Annotated in this window: 17 protein-coding genes; 4 read left to right on the top strand and 13 right to left on the bottom strand. The window is 53.3% G+C overall.

Annotated features, from left to right (window positions below; genetic code table 11):
• Window positions 1-369 precede the first annotated feature (369 nt).
• The 6 genes from MK110_03645 to MK110_03670 all read right to left on the bottom strand — a co-directional run bounded on the left by MK110_03645 (window position 370) and on the right by MK110_03670 (window position 7718).
• Window positions 370-1347, bottom strand: coding sequence for an NAD-dependent epimerase/dehydratase family protein (locus MK110_03645; protein MCH2210369.1), 978 nt, complete (start codon window positions 1345-1347; stop codon window positions 370-372).
• A gap of 664 nt (window positions 1348-2011) precedes the next feature.
• A complete protein-coding gene (locus tag MK110_03650; protein ID MCH2210370.1) occupies window positions 2012-2401 on the bottom strand; it encodes a GNAT family N-acetyltransferase in 390 nt (129 codons plus the stop codon).
• A gap of 33 nt (window positions 2402-2434) precedes the next feature.
• Window positions 2435-3649, bottom strand: a complete 1215-nt coding sequence (locus MK110_03655; protein MCH2210371.1) for a molybdopterin-binding protein — start codon at window positions 3647-3649, stop codon at window positions 2435-2437.
• A 2-nt stretch (window positions 3650-3651) separates the two neighbouring features.
• Window positions 3652-4755, bottom strand: a complete 1104-nt coding sequence (locus tag MK110_03660; GenBank protein ID MCH2210372.1) for a glycosyltransferase family 4 protein — start codon at window positions 4753-4755, stop codon at window positions 3652-3654.
• Window positions 4756-4961: 206 nt separating this feature from the next.
• On the bottom strand, window positions 4962-6188 hold the full coding sequence (locus MK110_03665; GenBank protein ID MCH2210373.1) for a protein kinase: 1227 nt from the start codon (window positions 6186-6188) through the stop codon (window positions 4962-4964).
• 522 nt (window positions 6189-6710) lie between these two features.
• On the bottom strand, window positions 6711-7718 hold the full coding sequence (locus tag MK110_03670; GenBank protein ID MCH2210374.1) for a GGDEF domain-containing protein: 1008 nt from the start codon (window positions 7716-7718) through the stop codon (window positions 6711-6713).
• A 520-nt stretch (window positions 7719-8238) separates the two neighbouring features.
• On the opposite strand from MK110_03670, the gene MK110_03675 reads away from it, so the two are divergent.
• The 3 genes from MK110_03675 to MK110_03685 all read left to right on the top strand — a co-directional run bounded on the left by MK110_03675 (window position 8239) and on the right by MK110_03685 (window position 13189).
• Window positions 8239-9255, top strand: coding sequence for a formylglycine-generating enzyme family protein (locus MK110_03675; GenBank protein MCH2210375.1), 1017 nt, complete (start codon window positions 8239-8241; stop codon window positions 9253-9255).
• A 172-nt stretch (window positions 9256-9427) separates the two neighbouring features.
• A complete protein-coding gene (locus MK110_03680; GenBank protein ID MCH2210376.1) occupies window positions 9428-10801 on the top strand; it encodes a Gfo/Idh/MocA family oxidoreductase in 1374 nt (457 codons plus the stop codon).
• Between the two features lie 105 nt (window positions 10802-10906).
• The gene (locus MK110_03685) at window positions 10907-13189 is read left to right on the top strand and encodes a glutamine amidotransferase (protein ID MCH2210377.1); all 2283 of its coding nucleotides are present in this window, start codon (window positions 10907-10909) and stop codon (window positions 13187-13189) included.
• A gap of 269 nt (window positions 13190-13458) precedes the next feature.
• Here MK110_03685 and MK110_03690 read toward each other — a convergent pair whose 3' ends face one another.
• From MK110_03690 to aroA, 3 genes are read right to left on the bottom strand one after another with little or no spacing between them, the layout of a single operon-like run.
• A complete protein-coding gene (locus MK110_03690) occupies window positions 13459-14637 on the bottom strand; it encodes a methyltransferase domain-containing protein (protein ID MCH2210378.1) in 1179 nt (392 codons plus the stop codon).
• Entirely contained in the window at window positions 14634-16106 is a 1473-nt protein-coding gene (locus MK110_03695; GenBank protein MCH2210379.1) for a hypothetical protein, read from the bottom strand. The genes MK110_03690 and MK110_03695 overlap by 4 nt, the downstream gene beginning before the upstream one ends.
• Window positions 16103-17398, bottom strand: a complete 1296-nt coding sequence (aroA, locus tag MK110_03700; protein MCH2210380.1) for a 3-phosphoshikimate 1-carboxyvinyltransferase — start codon at window positions 17396-17398, stop codon at window positions 16103-16105. The genes MK110_03695 and aroA overlap by 4 nt, the downstream gene beginning before the upstream one ends.
• Window positions 17399-17801: 403 nt before the next feature.
• On the opposite strand from aroA, the gene MK110_03705 reads away from it, so the two are divergent.
• A complete protein-coding gene (locus tag MK110_03705) occupies window positions 17802-18602 on the top strand; it encodes a MotA/TolQ/ExbB proton channel family protein (protein ID MCH2210381.1) in 801 nt (266 codons plus the stop codon).
• 500 nt (window positions 18603-19102) lie between these two features.
• Here MK110_03705 and mtnA read toward each other — a convergent pair whose 3' ends face one another.
• The 4 genes from mtnA to thrS all read right to left on the bottom strand — a co-directional run bounded on the left by mtnA (window position 19103) and on the right by thrS (window position 25545).
• Window positions 19103-20161, bottom strand: a complete 1059-nt coding sequence (gene mtnA / locus MK110_03710; GenBank protein MCH2210382.1) for an S-methyl-5-thioribose-1-phosphate isomerase — start codon at window positions 20159-20161, stop codon at window positions 19103-19105.
• 55 nt (window positions 20162-20216) lie between these two features.
• Window positions 20217-21296, bottom strand: a complete 1080-nt coding sequence (locus tag MK110_03715; protein ID MCH2210383.1) for a methyltransferase — start codon at window positions 21294-21296, stop codon at window positions 20217-20219.
• Window positions 21296-23254, bottom strand: a complete 1959-nt coding sequence (gene argS, locus MK110_03720) for an arginine--tRNA ligase (protein MCH2210384.1) — start codon at window positions 23252-23254, stop codon at window positions 21296-21298. Before argS ends, MK110_03715 begins: the two co-directional genes overlap by 1 nt.
• A gap of 92 nt (window positions 23255-23346) precedes the next feature.
• The gene (gene thrS / locus MK110_03725; protein MCH2210385.1) at window positions 23347-25545 is read right to left on the bottom strand and encodes a threonine--tRNA ligase; all 2199 of its coding nucleotides are present in this window, start codon (window positions 25543-25545) and stop codon (window positions 23347-23349) included.
• Between the last annotated feature and the right edge of the window lie 282 nt (window positions 25546-25827).

Consider the following 25827-nt stretch of genomic DNA (forward strand, 5'->3'; position numbering starts at 1 on the left):
TGAATCCTTCAATGTCAGTTTCATAACGAACGGGTATCACCTGCGGGTGGACATCACATGCGCTGTTGACGAAAATTTATGAGCGGGCGATATTTTGTCCATCACAGTCACACGTGACTGTGTCAGGGGAAAACGTGAGCCTTAATTGTGTACACTGCTGGATTCGAGTTTCAGAACATCTGTGCTGTGGGTGATTTGCACAACCAGGGTGGCTCATATGGTAATCACATGAGAACCGTCAAATTGCCTGTCCGATTGAAAGTCCGGGCACATGTCAGACCGACGATCCGTGACGAAGAAGCCGCTGCCGTGGAAAACATTTGGGGCGGATGAATGCCGAACCGGAAGCTGCAAGCGTGCGTTGTTGCACTAAGAATCCGGTTTTCTCACACAGGCAGCAACGTCCTGGATGATTCGATCCAAATCACGTGTTGGCTGATAATTAATCAGGCGTCGTGCCCTGTCCAGACACGGCACGCGACGTTGCATGTCCTCAAATCCCTCTCCATATGCTTCCTGGTAGCTGATCCGGTGTATTTGAGAGTCGCTTTCGGTGATCTGAATGACACGATCAGCGAGGTCGCTGATCGTTGTCTCCTGGTCATTTCCCAGGTTCATGACCTGTCCATAACAGTTCGGGGTCTGCAGACAGCGTACGAGGCCGTCGACGACATCTGACACGTGTGCAAAACAACGGGCCTGTGATCCGTCTCCGTGGATAACAATTGGGTCACCGGCGAGTGCGGCTTCGATGAACCTCGGGACAACCATTCCGTATTGTCCGGTTTGTCTGGGGCCCACAGTGTTGAACAGACGTACGACCGATACCGGCAGACGACTCTGTCGCCAGTGAGCCAGTGCCAAAAATTCGTCAAGGGATTTGGCACAGGCGTAGGCCCAACGGTGTTTGCTGGTTGGTCCCGTTACAACGTCGTCGCCTTCGCGGAAGGGGATGGATGTTCCTTTGCCGTAGACCTCACTGGTGCTTGTAACCAGTACTGGTTTTCGAAATCGCGAGCAGTTTCGCAGGACAACTTCCGTAGCACCGAAGATCGTTTCTATTGTTTCAACGGGTCGTTCCATGATCAGCTTGACACCCACGGCCGATGCCAGATGAAACACGAAATCAGAATCACGAATCAATTCAGCCACCAGTGACTCGTTGAAGACCGTGTCAATCAGCAGGTTGACGTCATTTCGTGCTTCGAGATGCGAAATGTTTGCGTAGTTGCCGGTTGACAGGTTATCGAGCAGAGTGACTGCTATTCCGTCACTCAACAGCCGTTCTGCGAGATGGCTGCCGATGAAGCCCGCCCCCCCGGTAATGAATGCATGCTGCTGACTCATTATTTCTGGTTATCCCGTGGTTGTATTCTGAATATGACACACTCTGGCCGATGATCGACAACGTCTGTTTCTGTTGTTTGATCCCTCAGAGGGCTATCTGCAAGTCTGCAGGGATTCAATCCTGCGTCAAGGGCCTTTATTAACAGGAATCGCGGCCCATCAGGTAGTTTGTCCAGGGATCTACGTTTCTGTAATACGGAGCGATTGATTGTATCCACAAACAATGACCGTATTCAGCGATTGAGTTGAGATTTGACCGGTTGTTGAAACGTAACGGGAATTCTGACTCGATGTTGTCCAGGATATGTAAGTGATTGCGCTGACGGAAGGTTCGTGCTCCCATGCATCGTAATCGGGGTAAGTCATTAATGAACACACCAGATGATCCACCGCATCATTTTTTCATGTTCGATACTTAGCAGGTAGTTTTATGACGTCCGGAATAAAATTCGTGCGAAAATTGATCGACTCGTTCGTCTGTTTTTCCGGTGGTTTCACATGAAAATAAATATTCGGGGGACAGTCATATCTTACTGATTGATACTGACACCCCGTGTTCTTTTACCTCAGCACATTTCAAAAATTCTGTAACGGAATCCACAGACCGGCGACTTCGAACTGTCGCTGAACTGAAAGCGGTGATACGAAGACAACGAGCCGTATGTTACGGCTGAATAAACAGCGCCTTCTTTTCACCCGGCAGTGTGAAATCGAAGCCACATGAAACAAAAAAGTCTTCAGACGAAGTCACAACCATTACCTCACGTACGTTTTTTTGTTCTGCCAGTTGGACACATTCCCTGACCAGCATTCGTCCAATTCCCTGTCCCTGCATTGTTTGGATCACTGCGAGACTGCGAATTTCGGCAAGTTTCGGTGAGTAGACCTCCAGTGCTGCAAATCCCACAACGGCTCCTTCGCTGATGGCAACAAATCCGGCTGGCAACAGTTCTTCAAGTTCATCGATCGTCCGTGGCAACAGGCGGTCAGCGCGCACAAAACTGTCCACCACGTCTAAGATTTCCGGGAGATCTTTGGAGTTTGCAGGCCGCATGACCGGACCCGTCGGGGATGATGCATTCATGCTTTATCTGACAGTGTTTCCGGATACAACAGGTTCTACTGCATGACCATTGATGTGCAGTCGAATTAGATTGATTGCCATTCTCGCAGCACGTTCGCGAAAAATTCCGAGGTCACCCGTAAAATCCACGTTTACGACGCGACTGAGTCCAGGACCTGTAACGGCAAACTGTCCGTGCATGACAGCAAATCCGTCATCGTTCCTGCGATACACGGAATGGGATGTGACGATCGCATAGTCCGCGTCATTCTGTACCGTTTTGCACAACTGAACGAGGTCATCCAAATTTTCGGTGCCGGAAATCAGGCGATCGGAGCGGACCACCGGTCCTTCATCAGCGCAATCGTGAACCAGCCACTGACTCAAAAGACCTCCGGTTGTTGTTCCTTCGGCAAGGGCCACGGTCAGATTCCTGTCGGCCAGACTTCGGCGGACCACTAGGTGAAGTTCGTCAGAACCTGTCCCGTATACGGCGTGACTGAGTTTGTCGTTGATTAAATTTATCACGGGCTGAATAAGGGTGTCGCATTGCAACTCGGTATCAGCACGAGCCGTCACAGACAGTGAAATGACAGCTCCGCTGGCAGTAATACCTACTTCGGGATTGCGACCCCGTTCGGTCAGATTTCCCAGAAGTTCTTCCGCATGTGATTCACCATATCCAAATGTTCGCAGCACTACTCTGCGGACAAAAACGGATGATTTTGGGAGCATCGCCACCAGTTGCTCATCGAACATCTTTTTCATTTCACCGGGGACGCCTGGCATGGCGGCTATCATACATTTGGGTGATGCAACGTTCAGAAGGACTCCGGGAGCTGTACCATGGTTGTTGCGCAGAGGAGTCGCGTCACGTGGTCTCATTGCCTGTATGCGATTGCGATCCGGCATAGGCCGGCCGAGTCTTGCAAACATTCCCGTGATATACTGCAGTTCGGTTTCGTCTTCCACGAGCGGCTGATTGAATGCACCGGACATCGCTTCCCGGGTAATATCATCACGAGTAGGACCAAGGCCTCCGGTGACCAGCACGATTCTGCACCGACGAGCCGCCAGTTGCAGAGTTTCAACCATAGCGTCAAGGTCATCTGCGATCGTCGTGTGGCGTGTTACGGTCCAGCCGCGTGCTTCGAGTTCCTGACTGAGCCACTGACTGTTTGTGTCAAGACCGGCACCGCAAACGAGTTCAGAGCCGATGGCAATGAGTTCGGCGTTCATGTTTAATCCTGGCCCGATACCGGAGCTGACGGTAACAATGAGACGGTGTCCGGAATTCCGCCGCTAAGTTCGTTGTACAGTGCCGTGACCTCGTCAAGCATTCGCTGCAGAGAGAACCGTTGTTCTGTCAGAGTGCGTCCCGTCTGAGCCATTTGACGAGTTTGTTCCGGATGGTCTATCAGACGGACGATGGCGTTTGCCAGCTGCCGACTGTCGGATGGCGGTACCGTCAGGCCGGCCTGACTGTTGCTGAGCACCGCGTGAATTCCGCCTACACCGGAAGCGATCACCGGACGACCCTGAGCCATCGCCTCCAGCAGCAGCACTCCGATGCCCTGCTGCAGCGAGGGCATACAAAATACGTCCATTGCAGACATAAACGTCTTCATGTCTGTTGTTTCTTCAACAAAAGTTGCCTGATCATCCAGCTGCAGTGATGTTACCAGGTTTCTCAGGTTTCGTTCCTCAGAGCCTGATCCGGCAATCACAATTCGTATGTTGTTTCCCTGACTAATAACGCGATGGCAGGCCCGGAGAAAAAATGAGCCGCCTTTGAGAAGTTCCAGAGGGCCCGCCATTCCAATGACCGGTGTCCGGGTTGGGTCGAGAACAGGCTGGCACTGTGATTCGGACAGTACCGGGACTCCTGGATGGATCACTCGTTGTTCAATTTGATTGAACTGACGATTTTCGGGCAGGGATGACCGTACACTTTCACTTACACAGACAATCATTCGACAACAGTCTGATGAAGACGGCATCTGCAGTGCCGAGGCGTCCGCATGATCGTTGATACTCATGACGACAGGGCAGTCTAACCGTTCGCCCAGCCAGGTTGCCTGTGGCAGCATCTTTGGCGTCAATACATGAATGACGTCAGGAGGCTGGTCGATCAGGTTCTGCAGCACTGAACGGCGTACAATTTGACCCCAGACCGGAAAAAGGTAGCCCGGCAGCTCATGTACCTGAAGGTTTGTCAGCAGATTTCGGTCGGTTTGACCGATTCGTGTGCACAGGAGTACTGTGTCAATGCCAAGATCCTGCAGGCCTTGCGCCAGACGCAGGGCTAGAATAGATGACCCGCGAAAGGACAGATCAGTGGCCATCAAGAGTACGCGTTCAGGTGTGTTCGCCATATGCCAAGACTATGGTGGTCGGAGGTGGAATACAACCTGACGCAGAGCACCGGTTGGATTCGCTCCTGTCTGTTATCTGAGCTGCAGCGGTTTGACTTGAGTCGTCGGAACCAGCAACGATTCACAATCATCCATCGGCCTGGATGGTTGTCGGAGGAGTTTCGTCGGAAGCCACGTTAAACGACGACGTTCGTAAGTTTGGCGATGCGCTCCAGGTCTTTCAGCAGAGCGATTGGTGTCTGATGTCGGTCTTCCGGACGTTTCTCGAGCATTTTCATTACGCAGCCTGCGAACTGGTCGTTGATGGCCAGCTGGTACGCCTTTGGTGATTCCGGAACCTCAGTTCTCATCTTATCCAGCATCGCCGGAAGAGTGCGGGCTTCGAACGGTGGACGACCGGTCAACAGAGCATAGCAGGTGACGCCCAGTGCGTAGATGTCAGACCGACCATCTGCTGCAGCAGAATCCACTGTGGCTTCCGGTGAGATATAACACAGATCTCCTATCAGCTGACCCGGCAGCGTAATCTGGTTAGCCAAATGACCTTCGATAGCCTTGGCCAGCATCATGTCACCCAGCTTGACGACCCTGTCTGAAGACCTCATCAGGATGTTTTCCGGCTTAATATTACGGTGAATAATCTGATGCTCAAACGCGGCGTTCAACGCTCGCGTCGTATGCACAGCGACGTGAAAAGCGTAATCCCAGTCCAGCATACCGGCCGTGCCGATCCGCTGAATGACCTGCGCCATGCTTTCACCGTTAACATACTCCATCGCCACCCATGTCCATCCATCTTCGGTTCGACCCGCTTTATAGATTTGAACAAGATTTTCGTGTCGGACGGGGTACATTGTTTTCATCGCCCTGAGAAAACGCTGCATCTCTTCATAGTTTTCAGCGATCTCGGGCGACAGAACCTTGAGTGCAACTGTGCGATCTTTTGATGTGTCTGCTGCTTTAAAAACAGCGCCGCTGTGGCCCTCTGACAGCATCGTTTCGATCTGATATTCGTGGATTTTCATCCCGATCAGATCCTTCAGCTGACTATCAGCTTCTGCTTTTGCCGACGTAGCATTCGGTCCCGGCAGAATGACTGTTGCCTGTTCCGAGTCCGCCAGACTGAGGCGAATTTTCGTATTCCCCACTCGTATCTCGTCGCCTGGTCTCAGCATCTTTCGCTGTACACGCTGTGAATTTACATACGTTCCGCCCGAACTTTCTGAATCCACGATTTGCACGGAAGTGGGAGACACGACAAAAGTGCAGTGCTGACGGGACACACTACGGTCACCTATCTGTATTTCAGCCGTCTTGCTGCGACCGAACGATGACGTTCCCTCGGACAGATCAATGGTACGTCCTGCTTCCTGGCCATCAATCACTGTCAATTGGTGTTTCATTTGATCACGAATCTTTCGGGCCTTAGACGTGTTTCGGGAGTCGGTGTGAAACACCACGGTGTCATCACTGCGCGGGTCAGGCGGCAATTCAAAGGCGAGCTGCATGTCGGACAGACGTACGTCGTTTGATGGCCGCGGTTTAGACGCCGGTACCACGTTCCAAGTTCATGCGACATTCGTCTAAAAGTGACCGGACCTGAAACATTGTGCGATCACTGCAGAATCTGTCAATCATTCCCAACCGCGCACATCAGGAATTCTGATGATGTCATAATCAGCAGCGAACGATGATTTCTGAAAACGATGTTTGGCAGCCGGAGCGAGGGCATAGTGGTGCAGTTGCCTTGGCTGGTAAGGTCTAAAACCGGAGTAAATCGCAGCAGAGGAACGTGAACTGTGGCGTTGGTCAGGGATCCGGTCGGGGGCCGGCACGAATGGCTCTGCGGAAGACCTGGAGGCCAGATCCGGCGAACGGTTGTGAGTGTCAGAGTGCACCGGTTGAGACGGTCCTCAGGGAAAATCTCAACAGCTTACGTAACACGCAGTTGCGCTGTGATTCGTTTCCGAGGGCATTAATCGAACTGGTTCCGGAACTCCCGAACATGTCGAGCCCAGTTCCACGTTCCATGCCGATTCCGGGGAGGCCTTGGCGTGGTACAAACATTCATCAGCCGCAGAAAACAGCTCACGAGGATCAGAGGAATCAAATCCGTCGTGCCGAACAGCCGCTCCGATCGAAACCGAAACGGGAATGGTGCCGGCTTCAAATGCCAGGTTCATCGAGTTGATACCCTGCTGAATTCGTTCGATCGGGATCGCAATATTTCCTGCGGTGCAGCCCAGGCACAAGGCTACGAATTCGTCTCCACCGAAGCGCGCCACGACATCATAGGACCTCATTGATGCTTCAAGTTCATGTCCGACGCCCTGAAGTACCGTATCTCCGGCAGGATGGCCCAGGGTGTCATTAATAGTCTTGAAATTGTCCAGGTCAATGACGACGACACCAACGGACATCCCCGTACGTGCGGCTCGGCTCCATTCTTCGCGAAGACGACGTTCATAGGCCAGGCGGTTCAGGAGTCCGGTGAGAGGATCAGACTGCGCTACACAAAGTAATGATTCCAGTCTTCGCCAGCTGAGGAAAATGTCATCTTCGATTGCCAGACCGAAGATGTTTTCTCCTTCACCAATGGCAACGCATTCTGCGGACTTTCCCGCAGTTACCGTTGGTGTTTTATCCTGACGGGTAAATGTGACGTTGAGTAAGGAGCTAAGTGGCATCTGCTGCCAGCGACGTTGTTCGAACTGATTGATCGAGGCCAGCCGACTACGAATTTCTGCCGCCGAAACGATTCCGGTGATCTGGCCGGTGTCATCCGTCGCAAGCACATAAGGCTGTGCTTTCAACTGAGGTACAACGTCGCCAAGTTGTGTTTCGCGATCGAGTGAAAGTAACGTGCCTTCCCCGGTGTCCATCTCCAGCAGGAGCTGGCCTGCATGTTTTCTCAAGTGGTTCTGTGCAACCATTGAAATTCCTCTTCGTAACCGGCGGTCGGACGACAGTTCGATTTCGGCCGCGTCGCGTTTAGTCGAATGGAAATTAAGAATTCCACTCACAGTGCGGACCGCGTAATTCGACACAGGAACCGTAGCTCATCGGCCGGATCAGTCGCGAAAGATTCGGGATTCCATCCGATTCGGCGGTAACGATGGTCCGGGTTGAAGTGGTTGATTACACCTGCAGCGGTGACAATAGCCGGATACGGGGCCGGGACTCTCAGAGAGATGTTCCGGTGAAGTTGTAATGTAACAGTTCACCGCGTGGCGGGATTTGGGTTAGGTCCACGAAGGTTTCCCGACGGCGGCCAGAAGATCGCTGCTCACCTGGTGGATCTGTCATTTCATTGGTTTTGCTCGACTCTTTGCCATCATCCGCACATAATACACCCGTCAGTCGAATCGCTTACTCTATTGTGCCGGAGCATCTCGAACACCGATGCCTTTTGCCGCATATTCAGTACTTCGAAAGTGTTTTCCGTTGTCCGCCGTGATGTGCATGTCCCTGCTGGCCCACGGGCAGGTCGCGCCGCTGGAGGTTGAGAATGCTGTGGCGTTAATCGAATCGGAGATGAAGTTCTACGCAGAACCGCTGGAGCATACTGACCTTGTTATTGAGATGATCCCTGTGACCGGCGGAACTTTTCTGATGGGAAGTTCGGAGACAGAAAGTAGTCGGAACGCCGACGAGGGTCCTGCGCATCCGGTGACCGTTGACGCTTTCTGGATGGGAAAATGTGAAATTACCTGGGAACAGTATGATGTCTGGGGAGAGAATATGGACATTATCCGTCGTCGGATTTTTGGCAGGACAGCCACTCCACGGGATGAAGGAGCAGATGCTGTTACGCGACCCACACCGCCGTACACTGATATGAGTTTTGGAATGGGGAAACAAAAGTATCCGGCGATCTGCATGACCCAGCATGCCGCACGAAAGTACTGCGAATGGCTGAGTGCAAAAACCGGGCGCTATTACCGACTGCCGACGGAAGCAGAATGGGAATACGCCTGTCGTGCAGGTACCACCACGGCATGGTCATTTGGTGACGACGATTCGCTGATTGATGACTACGCGTGGTATGAAGACAATTCCGACTATACCTATCAGATTGTGGGGCAAAAGAAGCCCAATGCCTGGGGACTGCACGACATGCACGGAAATGTGGCCGAATGGGTACTGGATCAGTATTCGGCTGACACCTACAGCCGTCGCGAAAAGTCCGGCACGACGAATCCACTGGTGATTCCCGTGACGTTGTATCCGCGAGTCGTTAGAGGCGGCTGCTATGACGATTCAGCAGCGAAGCTGCGGAGTGCTGTTCGCACCGCATCCAGTTCGGAATGGAAAGAGCAGGACCCTCAAATTCCCCGGAGCATATGGTATCATACGGACGCACTCGGTGTCGGGTTTCGTGTTGTTCGTCCACTGAACGTGCCACCACCGGATGAACAAAACGACTTTTGGAATAAGTCAGACCCTGTGCAGCTGGACCCGGAAGAGTAAGGATATGCAACAGTAACACATCAGAAATGCAGGAGCCGCGGGTTCCCGCGTGAGCTCTGTTCTTTATGACATCAGTCGAGCTCCTGTTCACAAAATGACCGGATTCTGGTGCGACAATAGACCGCTTTCGGCGAAGTAACAATTCTCAGCTATCTCCTACAGAAGGTGCATCATGGTATCCTCAGAAACAACCCGCCGCTCGTTCCTGAAAACCGGCAGTAAGGTGGCCGCAGCTGCCACCACGCTGCAGGCTGCCTCAGTGGGGGCCTATGCCGGCGAAGACAGCGAAATTCGAATTGCGCTAATCGGCTGTGGAGGAAGAGGAACCGGAGCCGCCAGTCAGGCCATGAGTGTCGCAGACCAGGGGCCTGTCAGACTCGTGGCGATGGCCGATGTGTTTGACCGACGACTTGAAACAAGTCGCGGCGGACTGGCCCAAAGGTTTGAGGCAGACGGAAAAATGGACGTTCCGGAAGACCGGCAGTTCATCGGCTTCGACGCCTACAAAAAGGCTATGGACTGTCTGCGTCCCGGTGACCTGGTGATTCTGGCAACTCCTCCGGCTTTTCGCTGGGTGCACTACACGTATGCAATTGAGAAAGGCCTCAACGTATTTATGGAGAAGCCGGTCTCCGTGGACGGTCCCACCAGTCGACGAATGCTGGAACTCAACAAACTGGCAGTGGCGAAAAATCTTAAAGTTGCGGTGGGTCTCATGTGCCGCCATTGTGACGCCAGACGCGAGTTATTTGATCGAATTCAGAACGGCGAAATCGGCGAGATCAATTTGCTTCGAGCGAACCGCCTTGCCGGACCGACGGCCTCAGCGGCGGTGCCGCCGATGCCCAAAGGAATCAGTCCGCTGCACTATCAGATTTCTCAATTTCACGGGTTCCTGTGGCTGAGCGGTGGGGCCGTGAGTGACTTTCTGATTCACAATATCGATGAAGGGTGCTGGATGAAGGATGCCTGGCCGGTTGAGGCTGTTGCGACGGGGGGGCGCCATTACCGTGGTGATATGATCGATCAGAATTTTGATTCTTACTCGATTGAATATACGTTTGCGGACGGGACAAAGATGCTGGTCGGGGGACGTACTGTTCCTGGTTGTTACCACGATTTTGCGACGTATGCGCACGGAACAAAAGGTCTCGCCATTGTGTCCTCATCAGGTCACAGACCGGCTAAATCACGGATTTACAAAGGACACAATGCAGAAGCTGATTCGTTGCAGTGGGCCTATCCCCGCAGGGAGGAAAATCCTTACCAGCTGGAATGGAATGACCTGATTGCCGCCATTCGGAAAGACGCGCAGTACAATGAAGTTGAACGAGGAACTCTGGCCAGTCTCACAGCATCCCTTGGTCGAATGGCTGCGCATACAGGTCAGAAAATCACGTTTGATCAAATTCTCAACGGTGATCACGAATTCGCTCCGGACGTCGACAAGCTGACACTGACCGGTGATTCACCGCTGATGCCGAATGACCAGGGCAAATATCCGATTCCATATCCGGGGATCATTACGGATCGCGAATATGCGTGAGGAACGGACCACAGATATTAAGAATGTGGACTGATTGCCCGATTGAGGTGAACCGTTTCGAATACGGGCACACCATACGTGTGTTGCTCACAACCTGTCGGTGACATGAATTTTTCATTCGGTGATTTGAATTTTTCTTTTGTGCCGATCTGGTCCTGGCCGTTCGTGTTTTTGTGTTGTGTTGTCATGGTCGGCGTTGTGACGTTGGCGTATCCGCGTCGTATTCAGCACGTATCTTCGGGGCGTCGAAAACTTTTACTGCTGATGCGGTACGTTACAGTGCTGTTCTTATTGTTTCTGATGCTCAAGCCGTCGTTAGTGATGACATCAGAAAACCAGCGCAACTATGTCGTGTACGTTCTTTGGGACGCCAGTCGCAGCATGGCAACCCCGGACGGTCCTGGAAGTGTTACTCGCTATGAGGTCCAAAGGGCGTTTCTTAATGACGCTCAACGTTTTCTGGACCGCTTTGGTGAACGGGTGGAAATCCGTTACCGGGCTTACTCAGAAACACTTCATTCGGTCGGGGCCGGTGAAATGGATCAGCCACAGGGCGAGTTCACTTCCCTGAGTAATACTCTGGAGGATCTGCAGAACGATGCTGCGTCAGACGATGTTGCAATGGTGATCATGACAGGAGACGGTCGCCAGGCAGCCTGGGGAGACGACAACCGCAACCCGGTTCAGTTCGCCCGACTTCTTGGAAAGAAAAATATGCCCATTTATACATGGGCCATCGGCACCAGCGATGTTACTTCAAGCGTGATGGATGTTGCGGTAAGTGAACTCGATATTCCTCGTGATGTTTTCGTCCGTAATGTGGTCCCCGTGAAGGTTCGTGTCCGGGCGAATGGTGTATCGGGCAAATCACTGCAGGTTCGGGTATTGCTGGAAAAACGCGTCTCAGGCAGAACAACATCAACGTCGATGATGGTGGCACCCGGTGATCAGCAGCATCGGCCGGTTCAGGAATTTATCTGTGATGGAGATTCTCTCGAAAAACTGATCGAACTGGAATTTATTCCGGGTGTTTCCGGTGTGTTTAAGGTTGCTGTCGAAGTCGTGCCGCTGGCTGATGAAGTTCGCAAAACAAACAATCGTATTGAGACGTTGATCCGTGTTCGAAAAGGTGGAATTCGTGTCGCCTATTTTGATCAGCCTCGTACGGAATCGACATACCTTAGAAGTATCACCGTCAGCAGTCGTGTGCAGCTTGAATTTCAAAAGCTGTTTCTGGGGCGTTTTGCAGATCGCAACCAATTTGTTGAAAACTGGTTCGAACCCGGTGAAATCGATGCATTTATTATTGGCGACGTGCCGGCAGAAATCTTCGGACGGGACCGGCTCAGAAAAATTCAACGTTGCTGCGAAGCCGGTGCAGGCCTGATGATGACGGGGGGATTTCGAAATTTTGGTGCCGGTGGCTATGAGAACCACAAAATTAGTGAACTGTTTCCGGTGGATCTGTCCGGAACAACGGACCAGCTGACGGGGCTGGTACGAATGGTACCGACCGATACGGGGCTCCGGCATTCTGTGCTGCAAATCGCTCCACCGGACATCAATGCTGATCGCTGGCGGGAGCTGCCGCCACTGAATCAGGCCACCGTTCTGAAGCCGCTGGAAGGTTCTCTTGCTCAGGTACTTGCCCGGACCGAAACCGGTGAACCGTTGCTGGTTGCGCATGAGGTGGCCCACGGTGCGGGGCAGTCAAGGGTGATGGTTTTCGGAGGGGACACTACATGGCGCTGGTGTCTGCAGCGTGACTGGGGAACGATGGCCCAGCAGCGATTTTGGCGTCAGGTTATATTCTGGCTGACGAGGATCGAACAGGATGATGATGGTCCCGTATGGATTACGGCGGAACCTCAGGATGTCGCACCAGGACAGGATGTTGAACTTCGGTTCGGAGCCCGGGATTCTCAGGGGCTTCAAATCACAGATGCGAAATACACTGTGACAGTCACCAGGCCGGACGGAACGGTAGAGTCGGTTCTCGCCAGTCGGGACAGAGGTGCCGGATTGGCTCGGTTCACACAAGTCGATGAGCCGGGTGATTACAGAGTCGGAGTGCAGGCAAGGGTGGACGGAACGTCGCACGGCAGTGCGGTCGCAAGATTCCTGGTCAATGCCCGCGATCCGGAATTAGACAACCCGTCGGCAGACCCGGAAATGATGAGAGAACTGGCCACTGTCAGCGGTGGAGATTTTCTGTCTGGGGCTCAGTTGCTGCAACGACTGGAAGATTTTGCGAACAATGGATTACCGGTACAGGCATTGAGACAGGATCGTCGTATTAATCTGTGGGACAACTGGTTTTCGTTGATGTTGTTTACGGTCATCATGACGTGTGAATGGGTCGTGCGGAAAAAAAGCGGATTGGTGTAGCCTGTCTGCAGCTGAACTGTCCGGCCGGGGCATTCCAGCATTTCCCGCAGTGATAACGCTGTGGTGTCGGCAACAGTCGGTCTCGTTTTGGACACCTCGAGTCGGGCGACTCCTGTGCGTTCTGTCGTGCGTTTCATTCTTTTTTGTTGTGCAGTTTACTGACTGCAGATGACCGTTCCGAGACCTGTGACAGCGGTTGGATCCTGAATACGAAATACCATGCCTTTGACGGCACTCACAGTGCAGGTGCCCGAAATGTCTGGTAAAGATTACTCTGCTGTCAGACGACGCCCAATGCGTTTTGCGACGATGATTCGGGTCTTTCCGCAATTTCGCAGAAAGAATACCACCTGTGGTTCAGTGCCTCCGGTTGGCAACTGTTTGGCGACTGCATCAGCAGTGATTGACAGGTGTCGACATTTGATTTCGTAACGGGATGCCGGTTTACTGCGAAAATAGTGTCGAAGTCTCTTCAGACTGTTGGGCAGTACAGCAATGACTTCGAACTCCGTGACGAATGATGAGTCAGGACATTCATCAGATGTGAGATACTCTTCTCCGGCGTCCAGACGTTGTAGATTCAACTGCTCACAAACGGCATCGACAAGCCCTGCCCGTACGACGGCCGGATCAGGATCGAACAGATACCGGCCGGGATACACTGCAAAATCTGCCGTCACTCCAAGGGGATCTCCGGCAATTGTGTTCCCGGAAGGCAAAACCGTCGCACGAAACTGTTCGGCAGGTGCCAGTTCACCAAACCACACTGTAGCTTCCCGACATTCGCCGTGCAGACTGACTAGTTCAATTTCACAATCGGGAAACTTTTGCATGAAGTTACCCGCAGAGCTGATCTTGATGGCGCCTCCGGCGGCTGTTTTCGTGGCTGCCTGCATCCAGTCCAGATCCGGACAATACTGTTCGAGTCGTTTGACCGGTCGAACACGTCCGACCCGCCGATCAGGGTCGGCGTGAATCAGCCGGCCGGACAGAGAGATGTTTTGTGCATCGTCGAGGATCGAAGGTTGTGCTGAACAATTCCATATGTCGAGATTCCAGCGGCACCGCTGCAACATAGTTTCATCGTTGTCCACGACGGTCACCGATGCACGTCGCGCCAGGGCCGCGGCATCGCTGCCGATACCACAGCACAGGTCCAGTACGGAAACGTTGCGGGGAAATCGTTCGGCTTTGTGAGTCGCGACAGCCGGATGTGTGCATTGCTGGACTCCGGCGGCGGTGAGCCACAGATGTTCGGCGTCGTGCAGGACTCCCCGGGCCCGTATCCTCGCTTCGTGCAGCATGAATGCGGCACGCACCAACTCCGGGCAATAATGCCTGCGCAGCTTATGCTGGACCGCAAGTTCGCTGCCGGTCGATTGAGCGATCGCGGTCAATAAATCCGGGAGCTCCCGCAGCTGTTGTAAAGTAGCCAGTTCCGAAGTCACTGTTTGCCCTCCGACTCGGTTGTCAGAGGATCAGCTGCAGACGTCGTGACGGAACGGGTGAGCAAAGCCGCGTAGCTGCCGTCGGCGGGCTGGCCGGGAAGGGAGATGATCTCATTCTTCAGGGTCATTGAGGGAACCGCCTGCACGACATCACGAATCAGTGACGTGGTTTCTTCCGGCTCCACGCTGCATGTCGAATAAACCAGACGTCCTCCCGGGCGTAAGTGATCAAAAGCGATCATCAGCAGCCGTGTCTGTAACGTTACGAGTTCTGCAAGGTCATGCTCGCGGAATCGCCAGCGAGCCTCGGGTCGTCGCGACAGTACACCGGTGTTCGAGCAGGGAACGTCGACCATTGCTGCATCGAATTTGACGTCGGGCAGTCCGCGGCCATCTCGATCAATGCATCGCGTCACCACGGACGAAAGTCTTAAGCGACGAAGACTGGCATCGACCAGGTTCAGGCGGTCCTGGCTTACGTCTGCAGCACAGATACTGGCAGCATCCCCGCTGAGTTCAGCTAAATGAGTCGTTTTGCCTCCTGGGGCCGAACAAAGATCAAGAATTGTCTCACCTGCCTGGGGGTTTAACATCCGAGACGCCGGCATGGCGGACTGATCCTGAATGGTCCAGTGACCGTCTTCGTAACCCGGGAGCGATTCGATCCGTCCGGCGGAGCTGATCGTCAGTGATTCATCAAATACACCTGGCTGTGTGGTGATGTTGGCGGCAGATAAGCTGTTAACAACATCGGAAACAGTGGTCCTGAGCGTATTGATTCGCATGTTGATTGTTGGCGAACTGAGACAGTGAAAACCCGCGATCAGCAGATCCCTGAATCCCATGCGACGCGACCAGCGACGGGCAATCGCTCGCGGCATCGAAAAGGCTTCACCAAAATACTCGACGGGGGTCGTCGCCGGACAGGGAAATACGTCAGTGGCTAGCTCACGAAATTGTCCGTTTGACAACGGCATCTGATTACCGGCAGCTTCCGACGCCACACGATCCGTCAGTAATCGGGTGATATTTCTGAGCACACCATTTGTGAAACCGGCCCACTGGGGACGATTCAGTGACCTTGTTAAATCCACGGTGGCATCTACAGCAGCGTGATCGGGGGCCCGCCCGAAACACAATTGCTGGACTCCAGTTTGCAGTAGCCGCCACAAATCGGGTTCGACCTCAGCACGGGGGCGTTTCACCTGTGACTGCAGCAAGACGTCGATGGTGCGTCTCCGCCGCAACGTACCTGCGGCAACATCAAGGGCTAGGCCTCGTTCCCGCCAGGGCAGTGTGTGTCTGGAATCCAGATCCGCCAGCAGATCTGAAACAAACCGACCAGTCGTGTCATGCTGTTGCAGCACGGCCAAAGCCAGCGCTCTGCCGGAGTCGATGCGACGGACCGTCAGCGGCTGGTATTTGTCGGAACGAGCAGTACCTCGTTTGTACGAGCGATGTCCGGTCATTCCGTCGTTTCGCACAATGAATCCAGATCGTCGAAGAAACCAGGATATGTTTTACCGGTGCATTCGGGATCGAGTATTTCGATGCCGGGTGCGCACAGTCCCAGCAAAGAAAAACTCATAGCCATACGGTGATCCTCGTAAGTGCGGACTGCTGCGGGGCGAGGTGATCCCGGATAAATTTTGAATCCATCCGGAAATTCTTCGGCACGAATGCCGACACGTCGGAGTTCGGTAACCACTGCGGAGATCCGGTCGGTCTCCTTGTGACGTATATGTTCCACGTTTCGAATAGTGGTGGGACTATCGGCAAACACGGCGACGGCCGCCAGTGTTTGTGCCGTATCACTGACAGCATTCATGTCGATATCGATACCGTGTTTAGCAGATCCGGAAACAGTGACACTGTCGGTGTCCCAGATGACCTGACATCCCATTTGTTCCAGCGCGGTGGCGAATTCAACGTCCCCCTGTAACGCATTTCGGTGAAGTCCCTTGACAGTGACCTGTCCTCCGGTGACAGCGGCGGCTCCCCACAGATAACTGGCCGCGGATGCGTCGGGTTCGATTTCGTAATTCCTGGCTGTGTAACGAGCTGTTGGAATGTGAAATTCAGACAAATCGTCAGACAGTTCAACAGGAACTCCAAAACTCTTCATCATCTTCACAGTCATTGTGACGTAAGGAACAGACACCAGAGTTCCGGCGACTTGCAGGTCTGAATCATTCCTGCAGGAAGGCAGGGCCATCAGCAGACTGGTGAGGAACTGGCTGGAAATACTGCCCTGAATGGTTGCAGCTCCTCCGGCAATGCCGGAGGAGCTGCCGCGGACGATTACCGGCGGACAGTCACTCTGTTGCTTCTCGAAATCAATAGTGGCGCCAAGCTGGCGCAAAGCGCGGACGAGATCACCGATCGGACGCTGCCGCATTCGCTCGGTACCATCGAGACGATAGCTGCCGGATCCGAGGCAGCACAGCGACGTGAGAAAACGAATACTGGTTCCACTGTTCTCCAGCCAAAGTTTTGCGTCATCTGCGGGGATCCGTCCGGCGCGTCCCATGATTCGGCACTGCCCGGTTGTGGTGTCGTGCGAGACTCTGAAACCAAGTCGATGCAGACTTTCGACCATGACGCGAGTGTCCAGACTGTCAAGTACACCGGACAGTTCCGTGGTGCCTTCCGCGAGTGCCGCGAGAATCAGGGCACGGTTGGTAATGCTCTTGGAACCTGGAGGTCGCAGGACGCCCTGTACCGGACGTGTGACGGGTTTTATTTTCCGGGACTCGGGCATGGGTAAGCGTGGATCGTGAAAACCGTACAGAAAGGAGTAATTCGGACCAGACGCGAGCGTACGCCGTTTTGTGTGTTGTGTCGCGTACGTCGTGCAGAGTCGTTCAGGTTTCCTGTAAAATCAAAGAGCCAGTATGGCAGAGTCTGTTCGAATTACTTCATCGCTTCAGCTCAGTCCGTGAAGATTGTGTCTGAATCGGGTATTACGGTACATCCGTCAACGAAGCTGGAATCCAAATTCAGGGGGTGAGAACCTTACTTTTAGCTGCGATCCACTTTTCCACACAAAACATGGACTGTGATTTCCATTCGTACGGAGATAGAATTGTGGGCCCGATGTACTGCTCCTCAGGCGGATGCAGCCGGTGTCGTTTCAGTCTGAAATCCGGACAACGGACTGTCTGATGAATCTGTTTTACCGAAATCGAATTTCCTTCAGTGCGGTCGTAGTGGCAGCAGGACTGATGTTACCTGTGATGCCGGCGGTGGCACAGGAGACCGGTCGTGTTGCTCGACTACAACCGTCGGACGGTCCTCTGCAACTGACGGAACTCGTCCGGGCCGGGGGAGGGATCGGCTATCTGATTGGTGTACTCAGCCTTGTCATGGTCGCTCTGATCATTGACCACGTTTTGAATATACGTCGCAGCACTCTGATGCCACCGGGACTTGCAGAAGAAGTCCATCGACTGTTGAGTGAACGGAATATTGACGGGGCGAAGCGAACCTGTGAGGAACATCCAGGCTTTCTCAGCCGACTTCTGACAGCCGGTCTCGATGAAGTTGGAGTCGGATATGGGACGATAGAAAAATCCATGGAAGATGCCGCGGTCGAACAGTCGGCGCGACTCTTTCGGCGGATTGAGTATTTGTCGGTCATCGGGACTATTGTTCCGATGCTCGGGCTGATGGGCACTGTATGGGGAATGATCCAGGCGTTCGTGGAGTTCGAACAAAAAGCTAATCCGCAGGTCTCTGAACTGGCGCCCGGCATTTACCGTGCGCTGGTTACGACATTGCTGGGACTGGGCGTGGCCGTGCCTTCTCTCAGTGCATTCGCTATTTTTCGCAACCGCATCGACGAACTCTCTGCAGAAGCCACATTGCTTGCTGAACATGTCTTTGCCGATTTCCGCCGTCTGTCACAAAAAAAAGCGATGGGGCGAACCAAACGAACCGACGTTACCAAGCCGGTGAATGAGTGACAGGACATTACTCGCAGGTTGTCCGGAAGTTTTGATGTTTCGCCCGGAAAGATGTGAGGCATCAGCAAAGCGGGAGGGACATGCAGCGGATATGGTCTGGCCGGCTATTGTCTGATGCAAAAAAAAAACGGGCTGCTTTGAAATCAAAGCAGCCCCGGATGATCAGGTTTGCACGAACCGCAACGTTGGAAACGCGTCGAGTCAGGCGAGGACCGAGTCACGCGAACGTGCACTCATGAATGATCCGGGCCTACGAATATATTTTGAGACCTCCGTTGGAGTTATATCTGCAAACCGGGAAGTCCGCCGGCGGATGCGGGCTCCGAGTTAATTTGATCGGTTGCTGCCTGAAGAACCTGCAGTGAATTACGGGAACCATACGGGATTGACGGTGTGCGGGTCGGCGGATCATCTATTGGTCCATCCTGATCACATCGATCGCAACATCCCTTACGACTGAAACAGAGTGTCAACGATTTGCTTGACTGATCCGTTAAACCTCAGTTGCGCTTAAGATGTCGGGATACCGATGTGGTATCTGGATGGCGAATAATACCATGTTCAGTAATCATGGCGTCGATCAGGGCAGCAGGAGTCACGTCAAACGCCGGATTATACACGTCGACACCGATTGGAACGGTTTGTCGCCCAAATCCGCGGGTCACCTCTGCAGCGTCTCGTTGTTCGATCGGAATTTGATCTCCCGTGGCCAACGTGAGGTCAAATGTGCTGGAAGGAGCCGCCACATACAACGGAATCCTGTGGGCCCGAGCCAGCAGGGCAACACCGTATGTTCCAATCTTGTTGGCGGCGTCGCCGTTGGCCGCAATTCTGTCGGCCCCTGTGACGACAGCCTGAATTCGGCCTTCTTTCATCACCTGAGCTGCCATGCTGTCGCAAATCACCGTGACGTCCACATCACGTTGTTGAAGTTCCCACGCCGTCAGACGAGCTCCCTGCAGCAGCGGACGTGTTTCATCTGCGTAAACATGGAGTTGTTTGCCGGCCGCTGCTGCTGCAAAAATCACCGACAGGGCAGTGCCGATTCCCGCTGTTGCAAGTCCCCCGGCATTGCAGTGTGTCAGTATTCCGGTTCCGGATTCCAGTAATTCTGCGCCGTTGTTGCCGATACTTTCACACATCCGTTCATCTTCCATCTGAATCAAAGCTGCGTCTTCAAAAAGACGCTGATGAATTTGCGCAGCTGTGGCTTCAGTGTCTGATTCGGCAATTCCCAGCAGACGCTGGAGTGCCCAGGACAGGTTGACGGCCGTTGGTCTGCTTCGGCCCAGATACTCAGAAACGTTCCGATGGCGACTGTTGAATTCAGCACGCGTTGCATTTCTAACCTGTTGAGTCCCCAGTATGACGCCCCATGCGGCTGCCACCCCGATGGCAGGAGCACCGCGCACGGAAAGCTTTCGAATTGCGTTATGGACGTCTTCCACAGTGGCAGCGTTGATCTCTGTGAACTGTTCCGGCAGTAATGTCTGGTCGATCAAATACAGTGAGCCCAGAGCATCGCCTTCCCAGCGGAGTGTATGATACTCGCTGTGCATCGCTTTAGTGTTTTTCCTGTGTATGGACGGCTGCGGATTGTTGTGAAAGTTGTTGTCATTTTCGAATCGCTGTAATCACGTCATATTCCGAGATCTTGATAATGTGAATTTCATGAAACAGCTGAGTCATGCGTTCGACGTGTCTGTCTGTCAGACGAGTGACCAGGTGAATTCGCCCTTGCGGACGCAGGCTTTCCAGGGCGGCCTGCAGGAACAACTCTGAAATCCTATAGTCAGAGTAGTAGGGAGGATTCGTTAAAAACAGATCCCACCGCCCGTGGTCCGGGACCACGGCGGTGGAAGACAGCATCACCTGCAGGTTGGTGACGCTGTTGCAGGCGGCGGTCGACTGTGTTGCCTGGACAGCTCTGGCATTGCTGTCTACGGCAAGCAGCTGCGCCTTTGGAAATCTCAGTGCCGCAGCGGTTGACACTGCTCCGGAACCACTGCCCATTTCTAAAATCTTTAAGGGGTTGAAGTCCGGCGGCAGAAGATCGAGGGATCGAATCAGGGATCTCGCACCTCCATCCAGTTTTCGATGACTGAATACTCCGGGTCTTGACCGGCACCGAATCAACTGTTCTCTGTCGCGGAATGCGAATTCCGAGCTGAAGTCTTTCCGTTTTCGCTGAGTTGTTCGGCGTCGGGCAATATAGCAGACTCCCTCCTGGTGTTGCTCAACCGTCACCCGGCCGTAAATCGACTGCAGTTGTTTTTGAAGCCAGCTGTCCCGGGGATTGTCTGTGCTGACAATCACCCTTCCGTTTGATTTGACACAATCGGCGGCGTTCTGAAGCAGATCTCGTGTCAATTCAGCTGCTCCGCGTGACAAGGTGGGAAGAATCACTGTATCGAACCGTCTGTCGGGCAGATCCGGGTTGCAGTGAAATTCGGGGCTGACATCAGGCAGGTCTGTCCTGGTACGCCTGAATTCATCGAGCACCGATACCAGCAGGAAATGTTCGAGTGTGAAAATATCCCAGGTGACATCAGGATGTGACCTGATCAACGCCGGGGCCAGTCGTGTGCCGCTCTGCAGAATCAGTAGTACTTCCGGACCCAGAATGCAGTCAGCAAACTCCAGGATGACTCTGTCGCATGCGTTTCTGAGTTGACGTGGGGAATCGGTTGCCATCACATAACGTCTGCTGTCTTGATGCCGAGTAGTGACAAGCCAGTGCGGATTCCGCGAGCTACCAGATCACACAGTATCAGGCGGCTTCGCTGCAGCGCCGGCGTTTCCGCACCCTGTACAGAACAAGTACTGTAGAATTTGCTCAGGCATCCGGAAGTTTCCAGCAGCCATGCGGTCATCAAATGAGGACGATAGTCCGACAGAACGTCGTCCACTGCTTCGCCGAAACGAAGCAGTTGCAGCGCAAGTGCCCGTTCTTCGGGAACCGTCAGCAGGACAGCGTCAGAACTGCTGCTGAGCGATTCACGATTAACATCTAATTTTCGAAAAATTCCACAGATTCGAGCATAGGCATACTGCATATAAGTTGCTGTATCTCCACTGGTTGCCAGCATCTTGTCCCAGTCGAATATGTAGTCACTGTCTCTGTTATGGTGCAGATCGGCGTATTTGATTCCCCCGAGTCCTACGATGTCAGCAACACGGGATCGTTCTGAGTCGGATAACAGAGGCTCCTCGCGACGCTCATCATTTTCGTCGACGATGCGGCGGGCTCTGTGGACGGCTTCATCCAGCAGGCTTTCCAGCCCGATCACATCGCCGGACCGGGTTTTATACGGTTTGTTATCCTTTCCCATGACTGTACCAAAGCTCACGTGGCGGTACGACGGGTCCGGATATTTCCAAAGTGCGGCCGTCTTAAACAAAAGCTGGAAATGTTCCTCCTGACGCTTATCAACCACGTACAGAATTTCATCGGCATCCAGTTTGCTGACCCGGTACTCGATCGTGGCCAGGTCCGTTGTGGCATATGTGTAGGCTCCGTCGGTTTTCTGTACGATAAATGGTGCGGTATTGCCCTCGACAAAGACACAGGTGGCTCCGTCGCTGTCAACGGCCAGGTTTAGTTCCTTCAGGCTTTGAACAACGGGGCCAAGTTGAGCGTTGTAGGCACTTTCGCCGAGTTCCAGATCAAATGTTATATCCAGTCGGTCATAGACGTGGTTCAGTGCCTGCAGGCAGGCCGGAAGGAACTCATCCCAAAGTACCTGATTGTCAGGGTCACCGGCATGGAGTTTGGACGTTTCCTGGCGAGACAGCCGGGCAATTTCCGGATGCGCATTCGCCTGTAGCTGCAGGTTTTCTGATTGTTTGACTGCTGCCAACTTGTTTTCACTGGAGTTGATTTGTTCCGACAGGTCTGCAATCTGTTTTCGGATTCCCTTCAGTAATTTTTTGTGCTTTTTGTCTTTTGGGTTTTCGGACGATTCTGCCTGATGCAGTCGCGTTTGCTCTGTCGTGCGCTGCTCAAGCAGTCCGGGCAATTGCAGTTTCGCTTTATGGAAATCGGTCAACTGGTTGACCAGGCGATACAACCTGGCAAGTTCAGCAACAGGGTCTTTGGCGTAGGCTGCTGAATCGGAAAAATGTCGGTAGCCGTAGATAATCATGCCGAACTGAGTACCCCAGTCACCAATGTGATTGTCCGTCGTTACGTTGTGCCCGGCAAAACGAAGAATTCGGGCAATCGCATCTCCAATTACGGAACTGCGCAGATGTCCCACGTGCATCGGCTTGGCGACATTGGGAGATGAAAAATCAACCACTACATGCCGCGGATCGGTTACAGGAGCGCAGCCTAAACGATCGTCACCACGAACGGATTCGATACCGGAAGCGATCCAGTCGTCTCGAAGCCTCAGATTGATGAATCCTGGTCCGGCAATTTTCGGAGACTCGCACAGATCGCTCAGGTCCACCTCTGAAATCAGTTGTTCAGCGATTTCTCGCGGTGGTTTGTTAAGAACCTTTTTTAACGGCATGGCGCAATTGGCCTGGTAGTCGCCGAATTTCGGGTCCTGTGAGGGGCGAATCATATCCAGCAGTGGTGCAACGTCATCGGTCAATCCGGACAGCGGACGATGAAAACGTGAACGAATCAGATGCAGAATATTCATCGAGAGGATCAGTCAGACGGTTCGGGCGCGGAGCGACAAAGGAACGAACAGACACGCCAAGTGTAGTATAAAACAGGGATCTGTCTCAGTTATCAATACTCGGTCAACTCACCCGGTTCATCATCCACCGCGCTGAATTCGGACTTCACGACCTGGCGGATTGTTCGTTCGTTGCGTTCTTTCTTTAGTCGTGCCAGGGCGTCGTCAAAACTCATGACGCCGAGATCACCGTCAATTCGGCATCGAACCGCTACAGCATTCTGTTCCGCTTCCCGGGGGCCCACTACGAGCATATAGGGAATTAATTCCAGTTGTGCTTCACGGATTTTGGCCTGAACACGGGCGCTTTGCAGGTCAGTTCCTACGCGAAACCCGTCTTGTCGCAGACGGGTGGACACATCTTTGGCATAGGCATCAGATTTTTCACTCAGGGGCAAAACCCGAATCTGCTCAGGCGCTAACCACAGGGGGAACGCCCCGGCAAAATGTTCAATTAATACACCCACGAATCTTTCCATGGACCCAAAAGGAGCCCGATGAATCATCACAGGACGGTGAGGCTTGTTGTCTTTTCCAATATATTCCAGGTCGAAACGTTCTGGCAGATTATAGTCAAGCTGTACTGTGCCCAACTGCCATTCGCGACCCAAACAATCTTTGACCATGAAATCGGTTTTGGGTCCGTAAAACGCCGCTTCGCCGGGTGTTTCGATGTAATCCAGACCTTCTTCGGTCAGAACTCTCCGTAAGGTGTCCTGAGCACTCTGCCACAATTCGTCGCTGCCCACGTATTTGTTTGAGCCTGGATCCTTAGTGGAAAGCTGCACGCGATAGTCGTCCAGTCCCACTGCATCCAGTACATACTTGACTAGTCCCAGCGTATCCTTGAACTCCTGTTCGACCTGTTCGGGAGTACAGAACTGGTGAGCATCATCCTGAGTCAGACCCCGAACCCGCAGCAGCCCGTTGAGCTCCCCGGACTGCTCATGACGGTAGACCGTGCCGAATTCTGCCAGTCGTACCGGCAGGTCCCGGTAACTGCGGGGAATGGCTTTGTACATCTGCACATGATGGGGGCAATTCATTGGCTTCAGCAGATAACGCTCCTGCTGTTTTTCCCACTTTCGCAGCACACTGCGTTTTTCCTCAGCGGCACCGTTCACGGGGAAATCCTCAACGGAAAATCCTAATACGAGCGCTGCATCCAGTAACTTCCGCTGGTCCTCGTCAGTGGGTGCGTTCAGTTCCGTGTCTTCAGGGTCCAGACAGCGAATCCAGTGGTCGACCAGCTGGCCGGCAGAGTGGCTGAACAGCGGAGCAAACTGTGAATCGCGGTAATACGGAAAATGTCCGCTCGTTTCATACAGTTCGACTCGACCGATATGAGGTGAGTACACCGGATTGTAGTCGCGTCGCAGAAGTTCTGCTTTGATAAAGTCTTCCAGAGTGGCCCGGATCGTCGCCCCCTTCGGCAACCAGAGACACAATCCCTGTCCAACATCGGGGCTGAGTGTAAACAGCTGAAGGCGACTGCCAAGTACACGATGATCGCGTTTCCTGGCTTCTTCCAGCTGCTGTAAATATGCCTTTAATTGTTTCTTGTCAAAAAATGCTGTGCCGTAGACCCGCTGTAGTGACCGATTTGAGACATCACCTTTCCAGTGGGATCCTGCCACATTGAGAATCTTGAATGCTTTGACCATGCCGGCATGCGGAATATGCGGTCCGCGGCATAGATCGACAAACTCTCCCTGACGATAAAAACTCAGCGAGTCGTGATCTGCCAGCCCGGTTTCAATATGTTCGACCTTCAGTTCCTGCTTGAGATCACTGCACAGTTGAATCGATTCATCCCGATTCATAGTAAACCGTTCAAATGGTTCTCCTGCCTTGACGATCTTTTTCATCTCGGCTTCGATTCGCGGAAAGTCATCCTCGCTGATGGGAACGGCCAGGTCGAAGTCGTAGTAAAATGTGTTGCCTTTGACCGGACCGAAGGCAAGGCCGACACCTTCAAATAGCCTCATAATGGCCCGGGCCATGATATGAGCGCAACTGTGTCGCATTACGGTGGCTGCAGCAGCATCACGCGACGTCAGCAGTTGCAGAGGAACGGGACGCAGATCGGTCAGTTCTGCGAGGGGCCTCATGGCGTCAACAACGTGATCTGCAATGGATGCTGCAGCTGTTGCCCGTTTCAGTCCCTCACTGATGCCGCCAGCAATATCCAGCGCCGTAACGTGATCTTCTTCTTCCAGCAGGGTTCCGTCAGGAAGTTGTACCTGGATCATGATTGAATCCAAATTCGACGGCAAAGCGGAATGACCACCACGAGAGGCCATTCCTCAGTGCACTGAGGACCGTGCGTGCATTTGATATGCAGCGCGTCCCGTTATAGCGGTGATTGATTGCTGACTCAACGACAGTCAGGGGCCGGGGAATGCGAATGATTTCGGATTCCGGTGACTGACAATCCCTCTGTTCCGTTTTTAACCATCCTGTGGGGACTGCGTCAGCGCCCATGTCACATCGGAACAAAGGGCCTGTGTGAATCATGACGTATTTGTCTGATT

This window comes from Fuerstiella sp., from assembly GCA_022447225.1.
Taxonomy (GTDB): Bacteria; Planctomycetota; Planctomycetia; order Planctomycetales; family Planctomycetaceae; genus S139-18.